This is a genomic window from Pantoea sp. S18, from assembly GCF_045689705.1.
GTDB lineage: Bacteria > Pseudomonadota > Gammaproteobacteria > Enterobacterales > Enterobacteriaceae > Pantoea > Pantoea symbiotica.
The window spans coordinates 136,249-153,446 of the sequence record NZ_CP142688.1 but is presented as its reverse complement, the minus strand read 5'-3'; the positions used below and the strand labels follow the sequence as shown (position 1 = coordinate 153,446).

Annotated in this window: 10 protein-coding genes; 5 read left to right on the top strand and 5 right to left on the bottom strand. The window is 57.4% G+C overall.

The window, feature by feature from the left end; all coding sequences use genetic code 11:
- Positions 1–178: 178 nt before the first annotated feature.
- From VIJ98_RS00665 to bcsE, 5 genes are all read right to left on the bottom strand, one after another.
- The gene (locus tag VIJ98_RS00665; RefSeq protein ID WP_008105722.1) at positions 179–1,459 is read right to left on the bottom strand and encodes a dicarboxylate/amino acid:cation symporter; all 1,281 of its coding nucleotides are present in this window, start codon (positions 1,457–1,459) and stop codon (positions 179–181) included.
- A gap of 228 nt (positions 1,460–1,687) precedes the next feature.
- Positions 1,688–3,700 (bottom strand): biofilm formation regulator HmsP, encoded by a 2,013-nt coding sequence (gene hmsP, locus VIJ98_RS00660; protein ID WP_323275716.1) that lies wholly within the window; start codon positions 3,698–3,700, stop codon positions 1,688–1,690.
- A gap of 633 nt (positions 3,701–4,333) precedes the next feature.
- The gene (bcsG, locus tag VIJ98_RS00655; protein ID WP_323271867.1) at positions 4,334–5,965 is read right to left on the bottom strand and encodes a cellulose biosynthesis protein BcsG; all 1,632 of its coding nucleotides are present in this window, start codon (positions 5,963–5,965) and stop codon (positions 4,334–4,336) included.
- Positions 5,958–6,146, bottom strand: a complete 189-nt coding sequence (locus VIJ98_RS00650) for a cellulose biosynthesis protein BcsF (protein ID WP_008105667.1) — start codon at positions 6,144–6,146, stop codon at positions 5,958–5,960. Before VIJ98_RS00650 ends, bcsG begins: the two co-directional genes overlap by 8 nt.
- Positions 6,143–7,693 (bottom strand): cellulose biosynthesis protein BcsE, encoded by a 1,551-nt coding sequence (bcsE, locus tag VIJ98_RS00645; RefSeq protein ID WP_154156882.1) that lies wholly within the window; start codon positions 7,691–7,693, stop codon positions 6,143–6,145. The genes VIJ98_RS00650 and bcsE overlap by 4 nt, the downstream gene beginning before the upstream one ends.
- 196 nt (positions 7,694–7,889) lie before the next feature.
- On the opposite strand from bcsE, the gene bcsR reads away from it, so the two are divergent.
- The 5 genes from bcsR to bcsC are packed head-to-tail and all read left to right on the top strand — an operon-like array spanning position 7,890 to position 17,098.
- Positions 7,890–8,084 (top strand): cellulose biosynthesis protein BcsR, encoded by a 195-nt coding sequence (gene bcsR, locus VIJ98_RS00640; protein WP_061719343.1) that lies wholly within the window; start codon positions 7,890–7,892, stop codon positions 8,082–8,084.
- The gene (bcsQ, locus tag VIJ98_RS00635) at positions 8,084–8,815 is read left to right on the top strand and encodes a cellulose biosynthesis protein BcsQ (protein ID WP_323271866.1); all 732 of its coding nucleotides are present in this window, start codon (positions 8,084–8,086) and stop codon (positions 8,813–8,815) included. Before bcsR ends, bcsQ begins: the two co-directional genes overlap by 1 nt.
- Complete coding sequence (gene bcsA, locus VIJ98_RS00630) at positions 8,812–11,415, top strand: UDP-forming cellulose synthase catalytic subunit (protein ID WP_323271865.1); 2,604 nt, start codon at positions 8,812–8,814, stop codon at positions 11,413–11,415. The genes bcsQ and bcsA overlap by 4 nt, the downstream gene beginning before the upstream one ends.
- A 15-nt stretch (positions 11,416–11,430) precedes the next feature.
- Positions 11,431–13,716 (top strand): cellulose biosynthesis cyclic di-GMP-binding regulatory protein BcsB, encoded by a 2,286-nt coding sequence (gene bcsB, locus VIJ98_RS00625; RefSeq protein WP_323271864.1) that lies wholly within the window; start codon positions 11,431–11,433, stop codon positions 13,714–13,716.
- The gene (bcsC, locus tag VIJ98_RS00620) at positions 13,709–17,098 is read left to right on the top strand and encodes a cellulose synthase complex outer membrane protein BcsC (protein WP_323271863.1); all 3,390 of its coding nucleotides are present in this window, start codon (positions 13,709–13,711) and stop codon (positions 17,096–17,098) included. The genes bcsB and bcsC overlap by 8 nt, the downstream gene beginning before the upstream one ends.
- Positions 17,099–17,198 lie beyond the last annotated feature (100 nt).

Genomic DNA, 17,198 nt, shown 5'->3' with positions numbered 1-17,198 from the left:
GTGCGGCATTTTGCCGCCACGTTTATTTAATAACAGACTCTTTGACCACGAGAAGGTCAGGATGTCGCGCAACGAGGCAAAAAATCGGGAAAAAAATCAATGGGGTTTATTATGCAAATGCCCGCTGTCAGGGCAAGCGACAGCGGGCATTTCTCGGCAAATTAACGCAAATAGCAGGTTATGCGGCGGTTTCTGGTGCGTTATTCACCTTTTTCCCTGAAGAAAGCGTCGCATTCAGTTGTTTCTCATCCAGTTGTCCGACCCACTTCGCCACCACGATGGTCGCTACGCCATTACCCACCAGATTGGTCAGCGCACGGGCTTCGGACATAAAGCGGTCAATACCGAGAATCAGCGCCAGACCAGCAACCGGTAAATGTCCCACCGCTGACAAGGTGGCCGCCAGCACGATAAAGCCACTGCCGGTTACGCCCGCTGCGCCTTTTGAGGAGAGCAGCAGCACCACTAACAGCGTGATTTGGTGGAACACATCCATATGCGCGTTGGTCGCCTGCGCGATAAATACCGCCGCCATGGTGAGGTAAATCGAGGTGCCATCGAGGTTGAAGGAGTAGCCGGTTGGAATCACCAGGCCCACCACCGATTTCTTACAGCCCAGCTTCTCCATCTTATCCAGCATGCGCGGCAGCGCCGATTCAGATGAGGAAGTACCGAGCACAATCAGCAGCTCTTCTTTGATGTAGGCGACAAATTTAAAGATGTTGAAGCCGGCGAAGCGTGCAATCAGCCCCAACACCACCACCACGAACAGCACGCAGGTGATATAGAAGCAGATGATCAGTTGACCCAGCTGCACCAGCGAGCCGACACCATATTTACCGATGGTAAAGGCCATTGCCCCGAAGGCACCGATTGGCGCGAGACGCATAATCATGTTGATCACGCCGAAGATCACTTTCGAGAAGCTCTCAATGACGTTGAACATCACGGTGCCAGCGCTGCCGAGGCGATGCAGAGCGAAGCCGAACAGAATAGCGAACAGCAGTACTTGCAGAATGTTGCCGCTGGCGAAGGCACCAATCACGCTATTCGGGATCACATCCAGCAGGAAGGCGACCACACCTTGCTGCTCCGCTTGCTGCGCGTAAACCGCAACCGCTTTAGCATCCAGCGTGGCCGGATCAACGTTCATGCCCGCGCCTGGCTGCACCACGTTAACCACCACCAAACCGATGATCAGCGCGATGGTGCTGACTACTTCAAAGTACAGCAGCGCCACTGCGCCCGTACGTCCAACGGCTTTCATGCTCTCCATGCCGGCAATACCGGTCACCACCGTACAGAAAATCACGGGGGCGATGATCATCTTGATCAACTTAACGAAACCATCGCCAAGCGGCTTCATTTGCGCGCCTAACTCAGGATAGAAGTGGCCCAACAGGACGCCGATGCCGATGGCAACCAGTACCTGAAAATAGAGGCTTTTTAAGATTTTCATAACAGGTGTCCAGTAAGACGGTTCGCACCGCCATTGTTGTGGAGAACGCATGCGGCAAGCCGCCAGAAGCGTAAAACCTTACCGATGGCGAGGAAAATAACACCCTGTTAACAAGATTAATATCCCCTACTATTCCTTACAAAAGTTACAAAACTCTAACTATGAACTGAAACGCTTCAGCACAGCGCTTCGCTACAATTTTGTAAGGAAAATCAATAACCAAGGTGATTATTCAGGGAGTTGCGGGCTATTGAGCCAGCGTTGATTAAAGACGTGGAGCGGCAGCGCTTCAGCGTATAAGTAGCCTTGCCCTATAGTAATTCCGCGCGCCAGCAGCCAGTCGCGCTGCTCGGCGGTTTCCACACCTTCGGCGATGACGTCGAGGTGAATGATGTCGGCAATCGCCGCCACGATGCGCACCATGGTGTCGTCATCCGGCAGCGCGGCGACGAAGCTGCGATCCATTTTCAGCTTATTCACCGGCAGCGCTTTGAACTGATGCAGATAGTTGAGGTTGGAGTAGCCCATACCGAAATCGTCGAGCGCCACTGCCACGCCGGTTTGCTGCAGCAAACGCAGCAGCGCAATCGCCTGCTCGGCATCGCCAATCTGCGCGGTTTCGGTGATTTCCAGTACGAAGTTGCCCGGCGCAATGCGATGGCGCTCCAGCAAGCCCTGCAAATGGCTGACCATGCTGGCATCACGCAGCTGCACCGCCGAGATATTGACGCTGAGCGGGATATTAATGCCCTGCTTCTGCCAGCCGGCCAGAATGCGGCAGGCCTCTTCAAACACCCAGCGACCAATGGCCGAAATCACACCAATTTCTTCGGCGCTGGCAATAAACTCTTCTGACAATCCGTAGCTGCCATCCGGCATGCGCATGCGCAACAGCGCTTCGGCACCGGCCAGCTCGCCGGTTTCCATATTGATTTGCGGCTGCAGATAGAGGGCAAACTGCTCGTCCTGCAAACCTTGCAAGATGTCGTGCTCCTGCGTTAAACGCTTTTGCGCCCGCTCGGTAAGCGCCGGGTCGAAGAACAGAATCTGGTTTTTGCCCTGATGGCGCGCCGACATCATCGCCGAGGTAGCGCGATCAAGCTGTTCGCTGGCCGAAATGCTGTTCTCTTCATGCAGCGCCAGACCGATGCTGGCATTCGGACGCAGCTGCAGCTGTTGCAGGTTCACCGGCTGATTGATGCGAATCATCAGGTTGCGCGCTAAACGCATGGCGCGGAACGGATTGTGCGCGCGCTTCATCAGCAAGGCGAAGTCGCTGGGGCCGGTTTGCGCCAGCAGCGAGTGATCGTCGACGGTGCTGCGAATCTTCTCCACCAGCGTCAGCATCAACGTATCGCGCTGCTCATCGCTCAGTACGCCGTTGGCTTCCTGCAGCGTTTCAATGCGAATCACCATCAAGCCCCACGCCTGACGATTGTGGCGATGGCTTATGTGCTGTTCGAGTAGCGCAAGGAACAACGCGCGATTAGGCAGGTCCGTCACGGCGAAATGGGTGGTCATGCGGCTCATTTCGTCGTGAATCGACTCCAGCACCTGCTGATTGCGGTTGTAGCTGCGGATCAGCATGCCGATTTCATCATCGCGATGATTATGCGGCAGCTTCATTTTGTGGGTCAGAATCGCCTGCGGCGGCAGCTCCTGCAAATCACGCGAAATATCGCGCAGCGGATGCACAATCAAGCGGTTGATACACCAGCTGATGGCGATCGAGAGGATCAGCGCCAGCAGCAGATAAGTGGTGATCATGGTCGACAAGGTGCTGAGCAGGAACTGATAAACGCGCGAGGAGTCGGCTTGCAATACCAGATAGGCAATCGGCTTCGGCAAGCCCGATCGCTCGACCGAATAGAGCGGCAGCGTGATTTGCACCGGCAGTTCAAACAGGCGCGCGACCCAGCGCGGCACCGGTTTTTCCGGCGCGAAATCGGCGTGCAGCGCCTGGAAGGCATTCGGCAACACCACATCGGCGCGCGATAAAATACCGGCCGGTTTTAGGGTATTGAGGATACGTTCCGCTTGCGGAATATCGGCTTTGAGTACTGCTTCGGAGAGCGGCTGACGCACGGTGTGCGCCACATTTTCCATTTGCTGGGCGTAGTCAATCCTGCGCTGCTGCACAAAGTGAAAGAGCTGGATGACAATAAAGATGCAGATGGTCACCATCGCCACGGCGGAAACCGTCGCCATCTGCTTTATCGTTAGAGAACGACTGACGCGCAACAAAACTTCTCCAGGCCACATAGGCGTGTAATGAGATGAAATTCGCAGCGAGTATATCCCAGGTCACGCGTTTTTTTCGCCGGGATAAAGGCGAAAAATAGGCAAGTTGGGTTATTTATGAAGTGATTCGGAATTATGCAGGTTTTGGCGCGCGCGAATGGGGGCCTGCGCCGTACTCGCTTATCGCTCGACGCCCAACACCTCCGCCTGTGATTAAGATAATGGGTTTAGTTTTTCGTAGGGTGCGCATTTATGCGCACCAGGTCGCCATGAATGGCGCCCCTACGGGATTTACAGCGATTGTAAGTCAGAAAATGCATAGTTGCTGCAGCGCGGATGTTGAGGCGACATCCCAAACCGCTGAGCGAGTGAGGGATTCCAGGGCGAGCCGCATGGATGCAGCGAGAGGTGGCGCTGAGCAGGAGCGAATCGACACCGGTCCGTCAGGAATCGTGAATGAGTGAAGGTACCGCGCAGCGGCGGGTTGGGCTGGCGCAGGGCCCGGGAGTGCAGAGGGCGCGGCCAGGCGTCCTCTGCTCGGTCGCCGCACGCAGGTGCTGCAACTGCCTCAGCACATGGCGAACGAAAGTCGCTCTGCGCTTAACTGAGCGGCATTACGCCACGAATGGCAACCTACTGCGGATACGGCACCCAATCGCCGCCGTTCAGGCGGATCCACGGTTTGCCCTGATACATCATCACCACCGCATTGTCGTTCTCCGACACCACCGGCGTCTGCGGCAGATTATCGGTCAGCACCGACATATTAACGTTCGGCGCGTTAAACACCTGACCATCCACCACGCGTGAGACGATTTCCGAGATCGCCATCAGGCTGGTTGGCGTCTCCACGCTAAGCGGCTGGCCCTGATGCGGTGCTTTCATGCCGACAAACTTAATGCCGACCGGCACATGAGTGATATCCGGACTTGGGATGTCACGCAATCCCGACATCTGCATTTTGTCGCCCTGCAGCGCTGCGCCGTGTTCCGGCACCACCAGCACCATCACGCGACGACCCGATTTCTCCAGATTAGTCAGGAAAGCATCGAGCTGATCAAACAGCACTTTGGCGCGCGGCTGCCAGTCGGCGCTGCGCGTGCTGCCCAGCTCGCGCGTACCGTCGTGCAGCGGAATCAGGTTATAGAAGGTGGCGGAGCGCGCATCGCTGCTCTTGGTGCGATCGTCGAGCCAGCGCTGCATCAACTGCGCATCATTAAATACCGGCGAACCATCAAACGACGTCACTTCCGGCGCGATGCCCGCCTGCGACATCAACGGCGCCTGCAGATAGCCCTCTTCACGCAGCTCTTTGAGATAGTTACCAAACACGCCAGTGTGATCCATCATCAACTGCTGTTTGAAGCCCAGCTTTGCAAGGTTATCAAACAGATAGCAGCGCTGATCGGTGGCTTTGTACAGATCGCTGTGCGAGCTCTGGCCGCAGCTGGCACGCAGCAGACGAATCCCCGCTGGGCCACTGTAACCGGTGGCGGAGTTGTAGTTGTTGAGCAGAATATCAAAGTGCTGCCACAGCGGATGATTGCGCAGCTGCGCGACATTCAAATCCGACCATGACAGCGAACAGATATTGATCACCAGAATATCGAACGGCTGCGAATCGGCAGGCAATGCGTCCGGGAAGTGCGTTGAACGCTGGCGCTCGGCGTCGTAAAAACGGTTAAGCCACGCGGTAAGATTGGCGCTGGTTGGCGGCGCGGATTGATCGAGGCCATCTGGCGCTTTCGCCGCTGGCGTATCGTTGAGCTTCACCGTCGGCGTAGCGGCGCTGCTCGGCAGTAAATTCAGTGCCGGTCCGGCGATCGTCAGCACGTTGAGCCAGATCAGCATCAGCGACACCAGCACGGTGACGCGAATCCACTGCGCGACAAACAGATACAGCACCAGCAGCACAAAGCCCGCGCCAATCATCTCCCAGTTGATAAAGCGATTGGCAAGGTCGAGCAAGTAACTGGGCGAGAAGCCCGCCAGCTGACTGCCCTGGCTCATGATCGAGTTGAGTCCCGGCAGCCAGGTATCGTGCCAGAACAGCGCAATGCCAATTGGCAGCGAAATCCACTGACGCAGACGATGCAGCCGCGCGTTCGGCAGCGGGAACAGCAGCCACGCCAGAAACACCAGATTACTCAGCGCGTGGAAATTGAGGTAGCCGTACCACAGCAGCGCAAATTTAATCAGGAAGTAAAAGTTCCAGCCACCGAGGCCGCGCCACCACGAACCGTGCATCGTGAATCTGTTATTCATGTTTATCCGTTTTATTGGTTTTGCGTTGCCACTGCCCTTCTGATTTCAATGCACGCGTCGGCAGCAAACGCAGCAGCGGATTGGTGCCGCTGCGCGTGAGCCCGCGACCAAACAGTGATCTCAGGAACAGTAAAATCAGTAACAGCAGGATCGCCACCTGCACCCAATCCATCAGTGTCATTGGTGGCTTACTCCGTCGAGGTTGAGGGTAATCGGCTGCGGCGTTTGTGCTCCGCGCTCAGGCACGTCGGCCTGCGTAGCGACTGGCACAGCGGCCAACGGCGCGGCTTGTCTGTCACGCTGCGTCACCGATGTCAGCTGACGAATTTTGTCCGCCTCCGACACAATCTGATTATCTTCAAACCAGACGATGCGATTGCTAAACAGCTCGTCATGCGGCAAGGAGAAAATCGATTTGAGCGCGATATCCAAATCGTTGAAGCGGCACGAAGAGAGGAACAGATAGATGCGGTCGTTCACCAGCGTCACCAAATCACCGAAGCGGCGCGGTTTGCACAGCGTCAGAATCTGTTCGGGTTTCAGCTGCGGCACCGCACGCAGCGCCACCAGCAAACCTTTGTCATTTTCCGGCAGCAACGTGTTGGCCATTAGCTGCTGTACCGCCGCGCAAAACGCGTCCAGCGGTAAATAGCCTTTCTGCTGCAATGGCTGCAGCGCCTGCATCAGGGCGTTGAGATTGGCAGGCACATGGCGCGAGAACTGTTGCCCCTGAATCCCTTCCAGCGTGGTGAGAAAACGCGACAGGCTGGCCGCCGTCGGTACGATGGCATTCACCCCGCAGGCCAGCAGCAAACGCTCATCACTGTAGCGTAGCGTGGTACTGATTTCGCGCACCACAATCTTAAGCGCGCTACCGCGTGAACGGCGCAGACTATGGACCATGGTTGCTAAAGAATTAATGTCTTGGTTATGGACCAGGCTAAAGATGACGGTTGCCGCATTTGCCTGCTGGGCACGCGAGAACACGCTTTCATTGTCACTAAATAATTGCCACTGCACAGAAAGTGGCGGTGCGCCTTCCAGCACACCTTCTTGCGCAAGGAATTGGTTTTCATCATTGCGGCTTAATGGAATATTTTGTTCTGCATCATTTTCGGCAATAAATTGATTATCACCGCAACTCAAACGGATAGCACGATCGGCCAGTAATTTATCTGCCGCATACCACCAGTTAATTCGATATTGCCAACTGTCCTGCTGAAACTCTAAATGCGCGAGACCATCAAGCTGGCGAAAATAAGCTTGCAGATGATTACGTAAGTGAATTATTGACGTGCCGGAGGTGATCATTAACAGCGTGATTTGTTTTTTAGTTATCAATCGACGCATGCGCTTAAGCCAAATGGTCAACTCATCGGGCGATAATTTTCCCCACAACGCGGCATTACTATAAAAAATCACCAGGCCGCTACGGCTATTCAGCATGCGGGAAAAATCACTCTCCAACTGCTGTAAGCTGCTTTTATTCGCCGGCAGTGAAAATAACGGCATACGCGCTGGACCGCCGCTGGGATCGGGCGTCAGCAGCGCCTGCGGTTTCTCGTCTGCGCTGATCAGCGTAGCCACCTTTTGCTGGCTAACCACCTGACGTAAAAGCATTCTTGCATCTTCCTGACGCTGGCTAGTAATCCAGTAAAACCCTGGATTCTGCAGAGTATTTAATTCCTGCTGAATCTGCTGCAGGCCAAGCGCATAATGATTTTTCATATTTTATTCGCGATCGATACAATCCAGGCTAGTTTAATCCACACAGCCACAATTGGAACCGGTGAAATAAAAAAATAGCCTATTAATGCAAATCACATTGATCTGTGGATAGCATTTGTCTTTACTTCAGGTTTAAACTTTACAAAAAATAGAACCACAATTCATCCGTTGTCGATTTTTTGGTGGCAAAAAAATAATGAAAACAGAGAATGCATTTTCGCTGAATGCTGCTAGCAGCGAAGAGCACGATGACATTACCGCTTTGAGTGATGCTTTTTCCCTTAAGGCATTTCGCTACATTGATATTGCCCGCGAAGCGCGACTTAATACCATTATGACGCGCTGGCCATTGCTGCGTGAAATAAGCGCGGCACAGGAGTCAGAACGTTAATGCCTGTTATTGCATTACAAGGATTGCGTGGCGGTTGTGGTGCCACTTCGCTGAGCGCCGCGCTCGGCTGGGCGTTTAACGCGCTGCAGCAATCGGTACTGGTTATCGACTTTTCCCCGGTAAATCAACTGGCTGCCCACTTCAATTTGCCGCTGACCCACACTCAGGGCTGGGCACCTGCGCTGCTCGAACAGCAAGCGTGGCAGCAGTGCGCACAGCGCTATCAAGCGGGACTGGATTTTCTGCCGTTTGGCGCACTCACGCCGCAACAGAGCGCCAACATCAGCAATATCAACTCAGAATTTGCCGCACCGCTGCTAAATTCGTTACCGGCCCTGAAATCACACTACGACTGGATTATTTTCGACATCCCAGCGGATCTGTTGCCGTGGCAGCGATCTTTGGTTGCCGCAGCCGATCGTCTGCTGCAGGTGCTGACGCTGGATGCCAACTGCCAGTTGCGTCTGCACCACGCGCGTTTTCCTGCGCACACGCTGTTCCTGATCAACCAGTTCAACGCCAACAGCCAGCTGCAGCAGGATTTGCATCAGCTCTGGATCAGCTCGCTGAAGAACCTGATTCCACAGGTAATCCACCGCGATGAAGCGCTGGCGGAAGCGCTGATGATGAAACAGCCGGTGGGCGAATATCGGCCGCATGCGCTGGCCAGTGAAGAGATCAACACGCTGGCCAACTGGCTGCTGCTGAATGTGGCGGGAGGCGCGGCGTGAATCCATTACGCTGGTTGCTGATGCCGCAAACGTGGCAGGCGCTGCAACGCCGCGCTCAACTGGCGCATCAGCATGGCGCGGGCCGCTTCACCATCGCACTGCATCTGATGTGGTGCGTGCTGGCGTGGTCGCTGTTGCGGCTGGAAACACCCGGCTGGCAGCGCATCCTGCAACATCGTCAGCGCTACTATCCGCAAATTTCGCCGCTGCGACCGCGACCGCTTGACCCGCTGCGCTATGCGCTGCAAAGCCTGTGGCTGATGCTGGTATTGCCGCTCGACAAGCGCACGCGTAAAAGTTTTAGCGTCAAGCCGCTGTTCCGCTGGCGCGAACGGCTGTATCAATGGCTCGGCGCGCTGCCAGCACGGCTGGAACACAACCGTTTTGCCCAGCGCAGCGAACAACGTATTCAGGCGCTGCCCGCGTGGTTGCGCCAGCTGCTGTTTATCGTGGCGGCGATTGTTGCCAGCCTGCTGGCGCTGCTGTGCATTTCGCAGCCCTTCGGCATCACCACGCAGTTTGTCTTCGTGCTGCTGTTATGGGGATTAGCGATGCTGGTGCGGCGTGTGCCTGGGCGCTTGTCGACCATCATGCTGATCGTGTTATCGCTGACGATTTCCTGCCGTTATCTGTGGTGGCGCTACACCGAAACCCTCAACTGGGACGATCCGCTCAGCCTGACGTTTGGTCTGCTGCTGATTGGTGCCGAAACCTATGCGTGGGCGGTATTGGTGTTGGGTTATTTCCAGACGCTGTGGCCGCTCAATCGTCAGCCGGTCTCGATGCCGCCGGAAATTACCTCGTGGCCGAGCGTCGATATTCTGGTGCCGACTTACAACGAACCGCTCAGCGTGGTGAAACCGACCATCTACGCGGCGATGGGCATCGACTGGCCGCAGGACAAACTGAATATCTACCTGCTGGATGATGGCACGCGCGAAGAGTTCCGCGAGTTTGCCGCCAGCGTCGGCGTCAATTACGTGGTGCGCCCTACTCACGAACATGCCAAAGCGGGCAACATCAACCATGCGTTGAAAGCCGTATGCCGCAGCGAATATGTGGCGATTTTCGACTGCGACCATGTGCCGACGCGCTCATTCCTGCAGCTGACCATGGGCTGGTTCCTGAAAGATCATCGGCTGGCGATGCTGCAAACGCCACACCACTTCTTCTCGCCCGATCCGTTCGAACGTAACCTCGGCCGCTTCCGCCAGACGCCTAACGAAGGCTCGCTGTTCTACGGTTTGGTGCAGGATGGCAACGATACCTGGGATGCAGCGTTCTTCTGCGGCTCCTGCGCCGTATTGCGCCGTACCGCGCTGGATCAGATCGGCGGCATTGCGGTAGAAACCGTCACCGAAGATGCACACACCTCGCTGCGCCTGCATCGTCAGGGTTACACCTCGGCGTATATCCGTATTCCGCAGGCTGCCGGTCTGGCCACCGAGAGTTTGTCCGCGCATATCGGCCAGCGTATTCGCTGGGCGCGCGGCATGGTGCAGATTTTCCGCCTCGATAACCCGCTGTTTGGTAAAGGGTTAAAGCTGGTGCAGCGCCTGTGTTATGCCAACGCCATGCTGCACTTTCTCGCTGGGATTCCGCGCCTGATCTTCCTGCTGGCACCGCTGGCGTTTCTGCTGTTCCACGCCTACATCATCTACGCGCCCGCGCTGGCGATCGCCATCTACGTGCTGCCGCACATGCTGCACACCAGTTTGACCAACTCGCGTATTCAGGGCCGCTGGCGTCACTCGTTCTGGAGCGAAGTGTATGAAACCGTGCTGGCGTGGTACATCGCGCGGCCAACCACGGTGGCGCTGTTCAATCCACACAAAGGCAAGTTCAACGTTACTGCCAAAGGCGGTTTGGTGGCCGAGCGTCATCTCGATTGGGTGATTACCAAACCGTACATGATGCTGGTGCTGCTGAATATCGCCGGTATCGGTATGGCCTTCTGGCGCATGGCGTACGGTCCGGCCAACGAAATGCTCACCATTTGGGTCAGCCTGGTGTGGGTGATTTACAACATGATTATCCTCGGCGGCGCGGTGGCGGTTTCGGTTGAAGCGCGCCAAATCCGCGAAGCGCATCGTGTGGAAATCGCCATGCCCGCCGCCATCGCGCGTGAGGATGGACACATGGTGCCGTGCACGCTGCGCGACTATTCCGACGGTGGCGTCGGCGTTGAGCTGCGTGAAGCCGATGCGCTGAAAGAGGACGAAACCGTGTCGCTGCTGCTGCGCCGTGGTCAGCAAGAGTTCAGCTTCCCGTGTCAGGTGCAGCGCGTGTTTGGCCGTCGTGCCGGCATTCGTTTGCATCAACTCAGCACGCGTCAACACATTGAATTTATTCAGTGCACTTTCGCCCGCGCCGATACCTGGGCGCTGTGGCAGGACGGCTTCCCGGAAGACAAACCGGTGCAAAGTCTGGCCGACATTATGGTGCTGGGTTTTAAAGGCTATCTGCGTCTGGCCGAGTATGGCCCTGCGCCGCTGCGCCGTTTATTCCGTGGGCTCACCGCGTTGGTGAGCTGGCTGGCGACACTGCTACCGCAGCGTATTGACCGCCAGCCCGCGACGATCAAAACCGATTTTACTTAAGTTGATGATATGACCATGACGAAAAAACTGAGTTGGTTCACCGCCCTGATGCTGGGCTGCGTAGCTGTGGTGCAGGCCGCGCCACAGACCTCTGGCGCCATCAATGCGCCGCAGCCGTTACCGGAGGTGAACGCGCTGGTCGATGCCAACGCGCCGCTGCGTGACAGCCAGCTGGTGTTTAATCAGGTCGCCCCGCCGCCCGGCAGCATGACGCTGCGCGGTACCGAACCGAGCAGCCAGATTGAGTTCGGCGTGCGCAGCGATGAAGTGGTGACGCGCGCGCTGCTGAATCTGAGCTATCGTCCGTCGCCAGCGCTGATTCCCACGCTGTCGCAGCTTAAGGTCTATCTCAACGATGAACTGGTGGGATTGGTGACCGTCACCGCCGATCAGCTTGGCAAAGAGAATCAAACGCAGATCCCTATCGATCCACGCTTTATCAGCGACTTCAACCGCGTGCGCCTCGAACTGGTCGGTCACTATGCCAACGTATGTGAAAACCCGGCCAACAGCACCATCTGGCTGGATATCGGCAAAGCCAGCAAACTCGATTTGACGCTGCAAAAGCTGCCGCTGAAGAACGACCTGTCGCATTTCCCGGAGCCGTTCTTTGATACGCGCGACAGCCGCCCGCTGCAGCTGCCGATAGTCTTCAACGCCCAGCCGAATCTGCTGCAACAGCGTGCGGCCGGGATTCTGGCTTCATGGTTTGGCAGCAAAGCGCAGTGGCGCGGACAATCCTTCCCGGTGCTGTATAACCAGCTGCCCAAAGAGCAGCATGCGGTGGTGTTTGCCACCAACGATCATCGTCCCGACTTCCTGAAAGATCTGCCGCCGGTAGAGAAACCGACGGTGGAGATGGTGAATCAGCCGGACAATCCGTACGAGAAGATGCTGCTGATTCTGGGTCGCGACGATCAGGATCTGTTAACTGCGGTGGAAGGGATTGCACAAGGTCAGCTGCTGCTGCGCGGCGATACCTCAACCATCGACAGCGTAAAATTGCTGGCCGCGCGCCAGGCGTACGATGCACCGAACTGGGTGCGCACCGATCGCCGCACTACCTTTGCCGAGCTGACGCAGTATCAAAATCAGCTACAGGGCGACGGTTTGCAGCCGAATCCGATCAGCCTGACGCTGAATCTACCGCCAGATCTGTTCCTGGTGCGCGCACGCGGTATCGATATGGATCTGCGTTATCGCTACACCTCGCCGATTCAGCAGGATGGCTCGCGCCTCGCGGTGCATCTCAACAACCAGTTCATGCAGGATTATCCGCTGACGCCGAAAGATACCGCCGGTCAGCAGCTGATGCGCATTCCGCTGATGCAGGGTTTGCAGGACAGCAATCGCCAGTTGACCATTCCAGCGCTGCGCCTCGGTGTGGTGAATCAGCTGCGCTTTAACTTTGATTACGCCAACACCTTTATTGGTGGCACCGCCGATGGCCGCTGCGAAACCGTCACCGCCGTTGGACATCACGTGGTGATCGACGATACCTCAAGCATCGATTTCTCCGGCTATCGCCATTACATCGAAATGCCGTCGCTGGGTGCGTTCGCCAACGCCGGTTTCCCGTATAGCCGTTTCGCCGATCTGGCGCAAACGCTGGTGCTGGTGCAGCCTAAACCGAGCAATGACGAAGTCAGCACGCTGCTCAATGCGCTCGGCAGCATCGGCGCACAAACCGGTTATCCGGCGCTGCGCGTGCAGATGAGCGATGACTGGAGCAAAGCGAAATCAGCGGATGCGGATATGTTGATGATCGGCGGTATTCCGCAGGATCTGCAGGACGATACTAAGATCCCGCTGCTGGCCGATGCCGCACGCAGCTGGATCAGCATGCCCGCACGCGCCAATGCGGCAGCCAATGTGCCGATTTCTGACAGTGAACGCGCCGTGGAAAGCCAAACCACCATCAGCTCACGCGGGCCGATGGGCGCGATTGTTGGCTTCCAGTCACCGTTCAACGATCAACGCAGCGTTGTGGCGCTGCTGGCCGACAGCCCACGCGGCTGGGAATTGCTGAATAACGCGCTGCTCGACAGCGGCAAACGCGCGGCGGTGTTCGGTTCCGCCACGGTGATCCGTGAGTCAGGCGTTAACAGCATTCGCGTCGGCGAAACCTATTACGTTGGTCACCTGCCGTGGTGGGAGCGTCTGTGGAATCTGCTGGCAACGCATCCGGTGTGGCTGGCGATTTGTGCGGTTGTGGTGGTCATTCTGTTTGCGCTGATGGCGTGGCGTTTAATGCGCATGGTAAGCCGTCGCCGTCTGGCCGAGCTGGATGACGATGAATAAACTGCAGCTTGGATTGCTGATTGGCAGCACGCTCGGGGTGTTAGCAGGTTCGGCTGCCGCCCCGATCGGTCCACAAGTTTCGCCGGTTGAGTGGCTGCTGATGCAGATTCGCACCGGTGAATCGACCAACAAACTCGATCTGGTCCAGCAATCACTCTATCGGCTGGAAAAAATCGATCCTGATAATCCGCAGGTGCTGGCGGCGCAAATCCGCATGGCGTTGCGTCAAGGCGATCAGGCCAAAGCGCAAAAACTGCTGGATGAACTGAAGCGCGTGGCACCGAATGCCGCCGCTACGCGCGAATCGGAAGCCGGATTGCGTTTAGTGACCGCAGAAGGTCGTCAGCAGCTGCAGCAGGCGCGCTTGCTGGCCACCGCCGGACACGTCGCCGAAGCCAAAGCCGCGTGGGACGCGCTGTTCCACGGCGTGTTCCCCGATGTAAATACCGAGCTGGAGTATTGGCGGTTGGTGGCGCGTTTACCCGGCCAGCAGCCGCAAGCGTATCAACAGTTGCAGGCGCTGGAGCAGCGCTATCCCGGCAACATCGGCGTCGAACTGCAGCTGGCGCGCATGGCGTTTGATAACAATCAGCCAGGCGAAGCCTTTACGCAGCTGCGTCGTCTCGCCAACCGCAACGGCGGTCGTGATGCCGCTTCCGAGCTGTGGTTGCAGCAGATCCAGAATCAGCCGGTGAGCGAACGTAGCGTCGCCAGCCTGCAGCAATATCTGCAAACCTTCACCGAAGGCGATGCCCAGCAGCGCGGTCAGCAAGAGCTGGCGCGTCAGCAAAAATTCCTCGCCGATCCGGCGTATCGCCAGCGCATGCGTGGTTTGGCGCTGGTGGATGCCGGTGGCGGCGCAAATGCGATTTCCGCGCTCAACGCCGCGTTAAAAGCCAATCCCAACGATGCTGAACTGATGGGCGCGATGGGCCAGGCGCAGGCGCGAGCCAATAATCGCGCCGCCGCCATTAGCTGGCTGGAGAAAGCGATTCAGGCCGGTCAGGCCAGCACGCAGATCGGCAAGTGGCAGTCGCTGCTGCAAACCAACCGTTACTGGCTGGCGATCAACAACGGTGATGCGGCGCTGAAAAAAGGCGACAACGCAACAGCGGAACGTTATTACCGCAGCGCACAAGCGCTGGATAATCGCGATAGCTGGGCGCTGATTGGCCTGGGTGATGCGGCGCTGGCGCGTAAAAACGCTGCGCAGGCAGAAACTTATTGGCAGCAGGCGCTGCGGCTGGATCGCAGCAATAACACGGCGAAAAGTCGTCTGCTACAGCTGCGTACCGATGCGCTGATGGCCGAAGCCGATACGCTGGCGCAGCAAGGCCAATGGCATCAGGCGGCGGAGAAATATCGCCAGGCGGCGCAGGCGAATCCTGATGATATCTGGCTGGCCTATCGTCTGGCTGGCGCGCTGCGCAACGGCGGCGAAGAAACTCAGGGTGCGCAAGTGATGGACGCGATGGTGCGCCAGCATCCTCAGGAACCCGCAGCGCTGTATGCCTCGGCGCTGTGGCTAGCTTCCGGCGACCGCGATGACGCGGCGCTGGCGACCTTGCATCGCTTGCCCACTTCGCGCTGGGACAGCAACATGCATGAGCTGGCCGATCGTCTCGAGCAGGACAAGGTGTTTACCCGCGCCAGTGATTTACGCACGCGCGGCGATGAAACCGCGGCGATTGCGCTGCTGAAACAGCAACCCGCATCCATCCGCCGCGATATCACGCTGGCCGATTGGGCGCTGGAGCGCGGCGATGCCCGCAGCGCGCTGGCGAGCTATCAAAAGGTGCTGCAGAAAGACAGTAAAAACGGCGATGCGGCGCTGGGTCGCATCGAAGCCTTGATCGCCTTAAAACGCCCTGCGGAAGCGCAACGCGCGTTACAAACCTTGCCGCCGAGCGTGGCGCAGCAAAGCGTCAACAGCGGGCGACGCGTGGCGCTCGCCTGGCAAAATAGTGGCGATGCAGTTCGTGCTCAACAGATGTTTGCTGAGCTGAAAACCCGCGCGACGAAACTCGCACCGTCGCAGGAAAAAGCGCTGGTGTATCGCGATGTAGCGCGGCTGGAAACGCAGTTGCAACAGCCCACACAAGCGCAGCAGGATTATCAGCTGGCGATGGCCGCAAGCGGCATCAGCCAGCATGTGCCAAAGGATAACGATCGCTATACGGCGTTAACCCGCAATCAGGCGCAGGATGACTGGCTGAAACGCAGCATCCGCAGCGACGCCGCCGATCTGTATCGCCAGCAGGACACCACGTTCACGCTGGAGCAGGATTACTCGCGCAACAAAGGCAACGGCGGCACCTCCGATTTCACCGCCCATACCACCATGATGCAGGCGGAAACGCCGCTGGCCGATGGCCGCAGCTTTGTGCGTGTCGATCATGTGCTGGTTTCAGCCGGCACCTTCTCCACCGCGAACGGCAGCCACAGCGAGCAGTTCGGCAGCTGTAACGATGAAAATTCTGGTGGATGCAGCCGCGACTTTAATCAGCGCGATGAAGGAACCGCGCTGGGCGTGGGCTGGCATAACGATATATGGTCGGCAGACGTCGGCACCACACCGCTCGGCTTCGAGACCAGCAACTGGGTCGGCGGCGTAAGCTGGAAAACCGACGTTAAAGACATTGGCCTGACGTTCACCGCGTCACGCCGGCCGATCTCCAGCTCGCTGCTGGCGTACGCAGGCGCACGCGATCCCTCGGCGAACGGCGGCAAAACCTGGGGCGGCGTGGTGGCAACCGGCGGCTCGCTCGGACTGAGTTACGATCAGGGCGGCGCGCATGGCGTGTGGGGCGATATCAGTGCGCATCAACTTAGCGGCGATAACGTCGCGGATAATAGCCGCGAACGCCTGATGGCGGGCTATTACTATAAGCTGATTAATGAAGACAATCGCCGCGCCACCGTTGGCCTGAACAGTATGCTGTGGCATTACCAGAAGGATCTCAGCGACTACACCTTCGGCCAGGGCGGCTATTACAGCCCGCAGCAATATTTCTCGCTGTCGGTGCCGGTGACCTATCGCCAACGCACGGAAAATTGGTCGTTTGATCTCGGCGGCTCAGTTTCCTGGTCGCAATCGCATACCGACGGGCAGCAGCGCTATCCGGTCAATCCGGGCTTCACACTGGCGTCGAATCCTACCTCAGACAGCAGCTCGGGTACCGGTTTTGGCTACACGCTGCAGGCGCTGGTGGAGCGACGCATTACGCCGCACTGGTCGGTGGGATTGGCGATGGATATTCAGCAGGCGAAGGATTACACCCCAAGCCACGGTTTGATTTTCATGCGCTACTCCATGTCCGGCTGGGACGGCGATATGGATATGCCACCACAACCGCTGACGCCGTATGCGGATTTTAAATAAGCATCAATGGAGGTCGCCATAAATGGCGCCCCTACGGGTAAGTTGCAGGTTTTGTAGGGTCGCCATTTATGGCGACCACGCGGATGAGGTGCAGATTTTG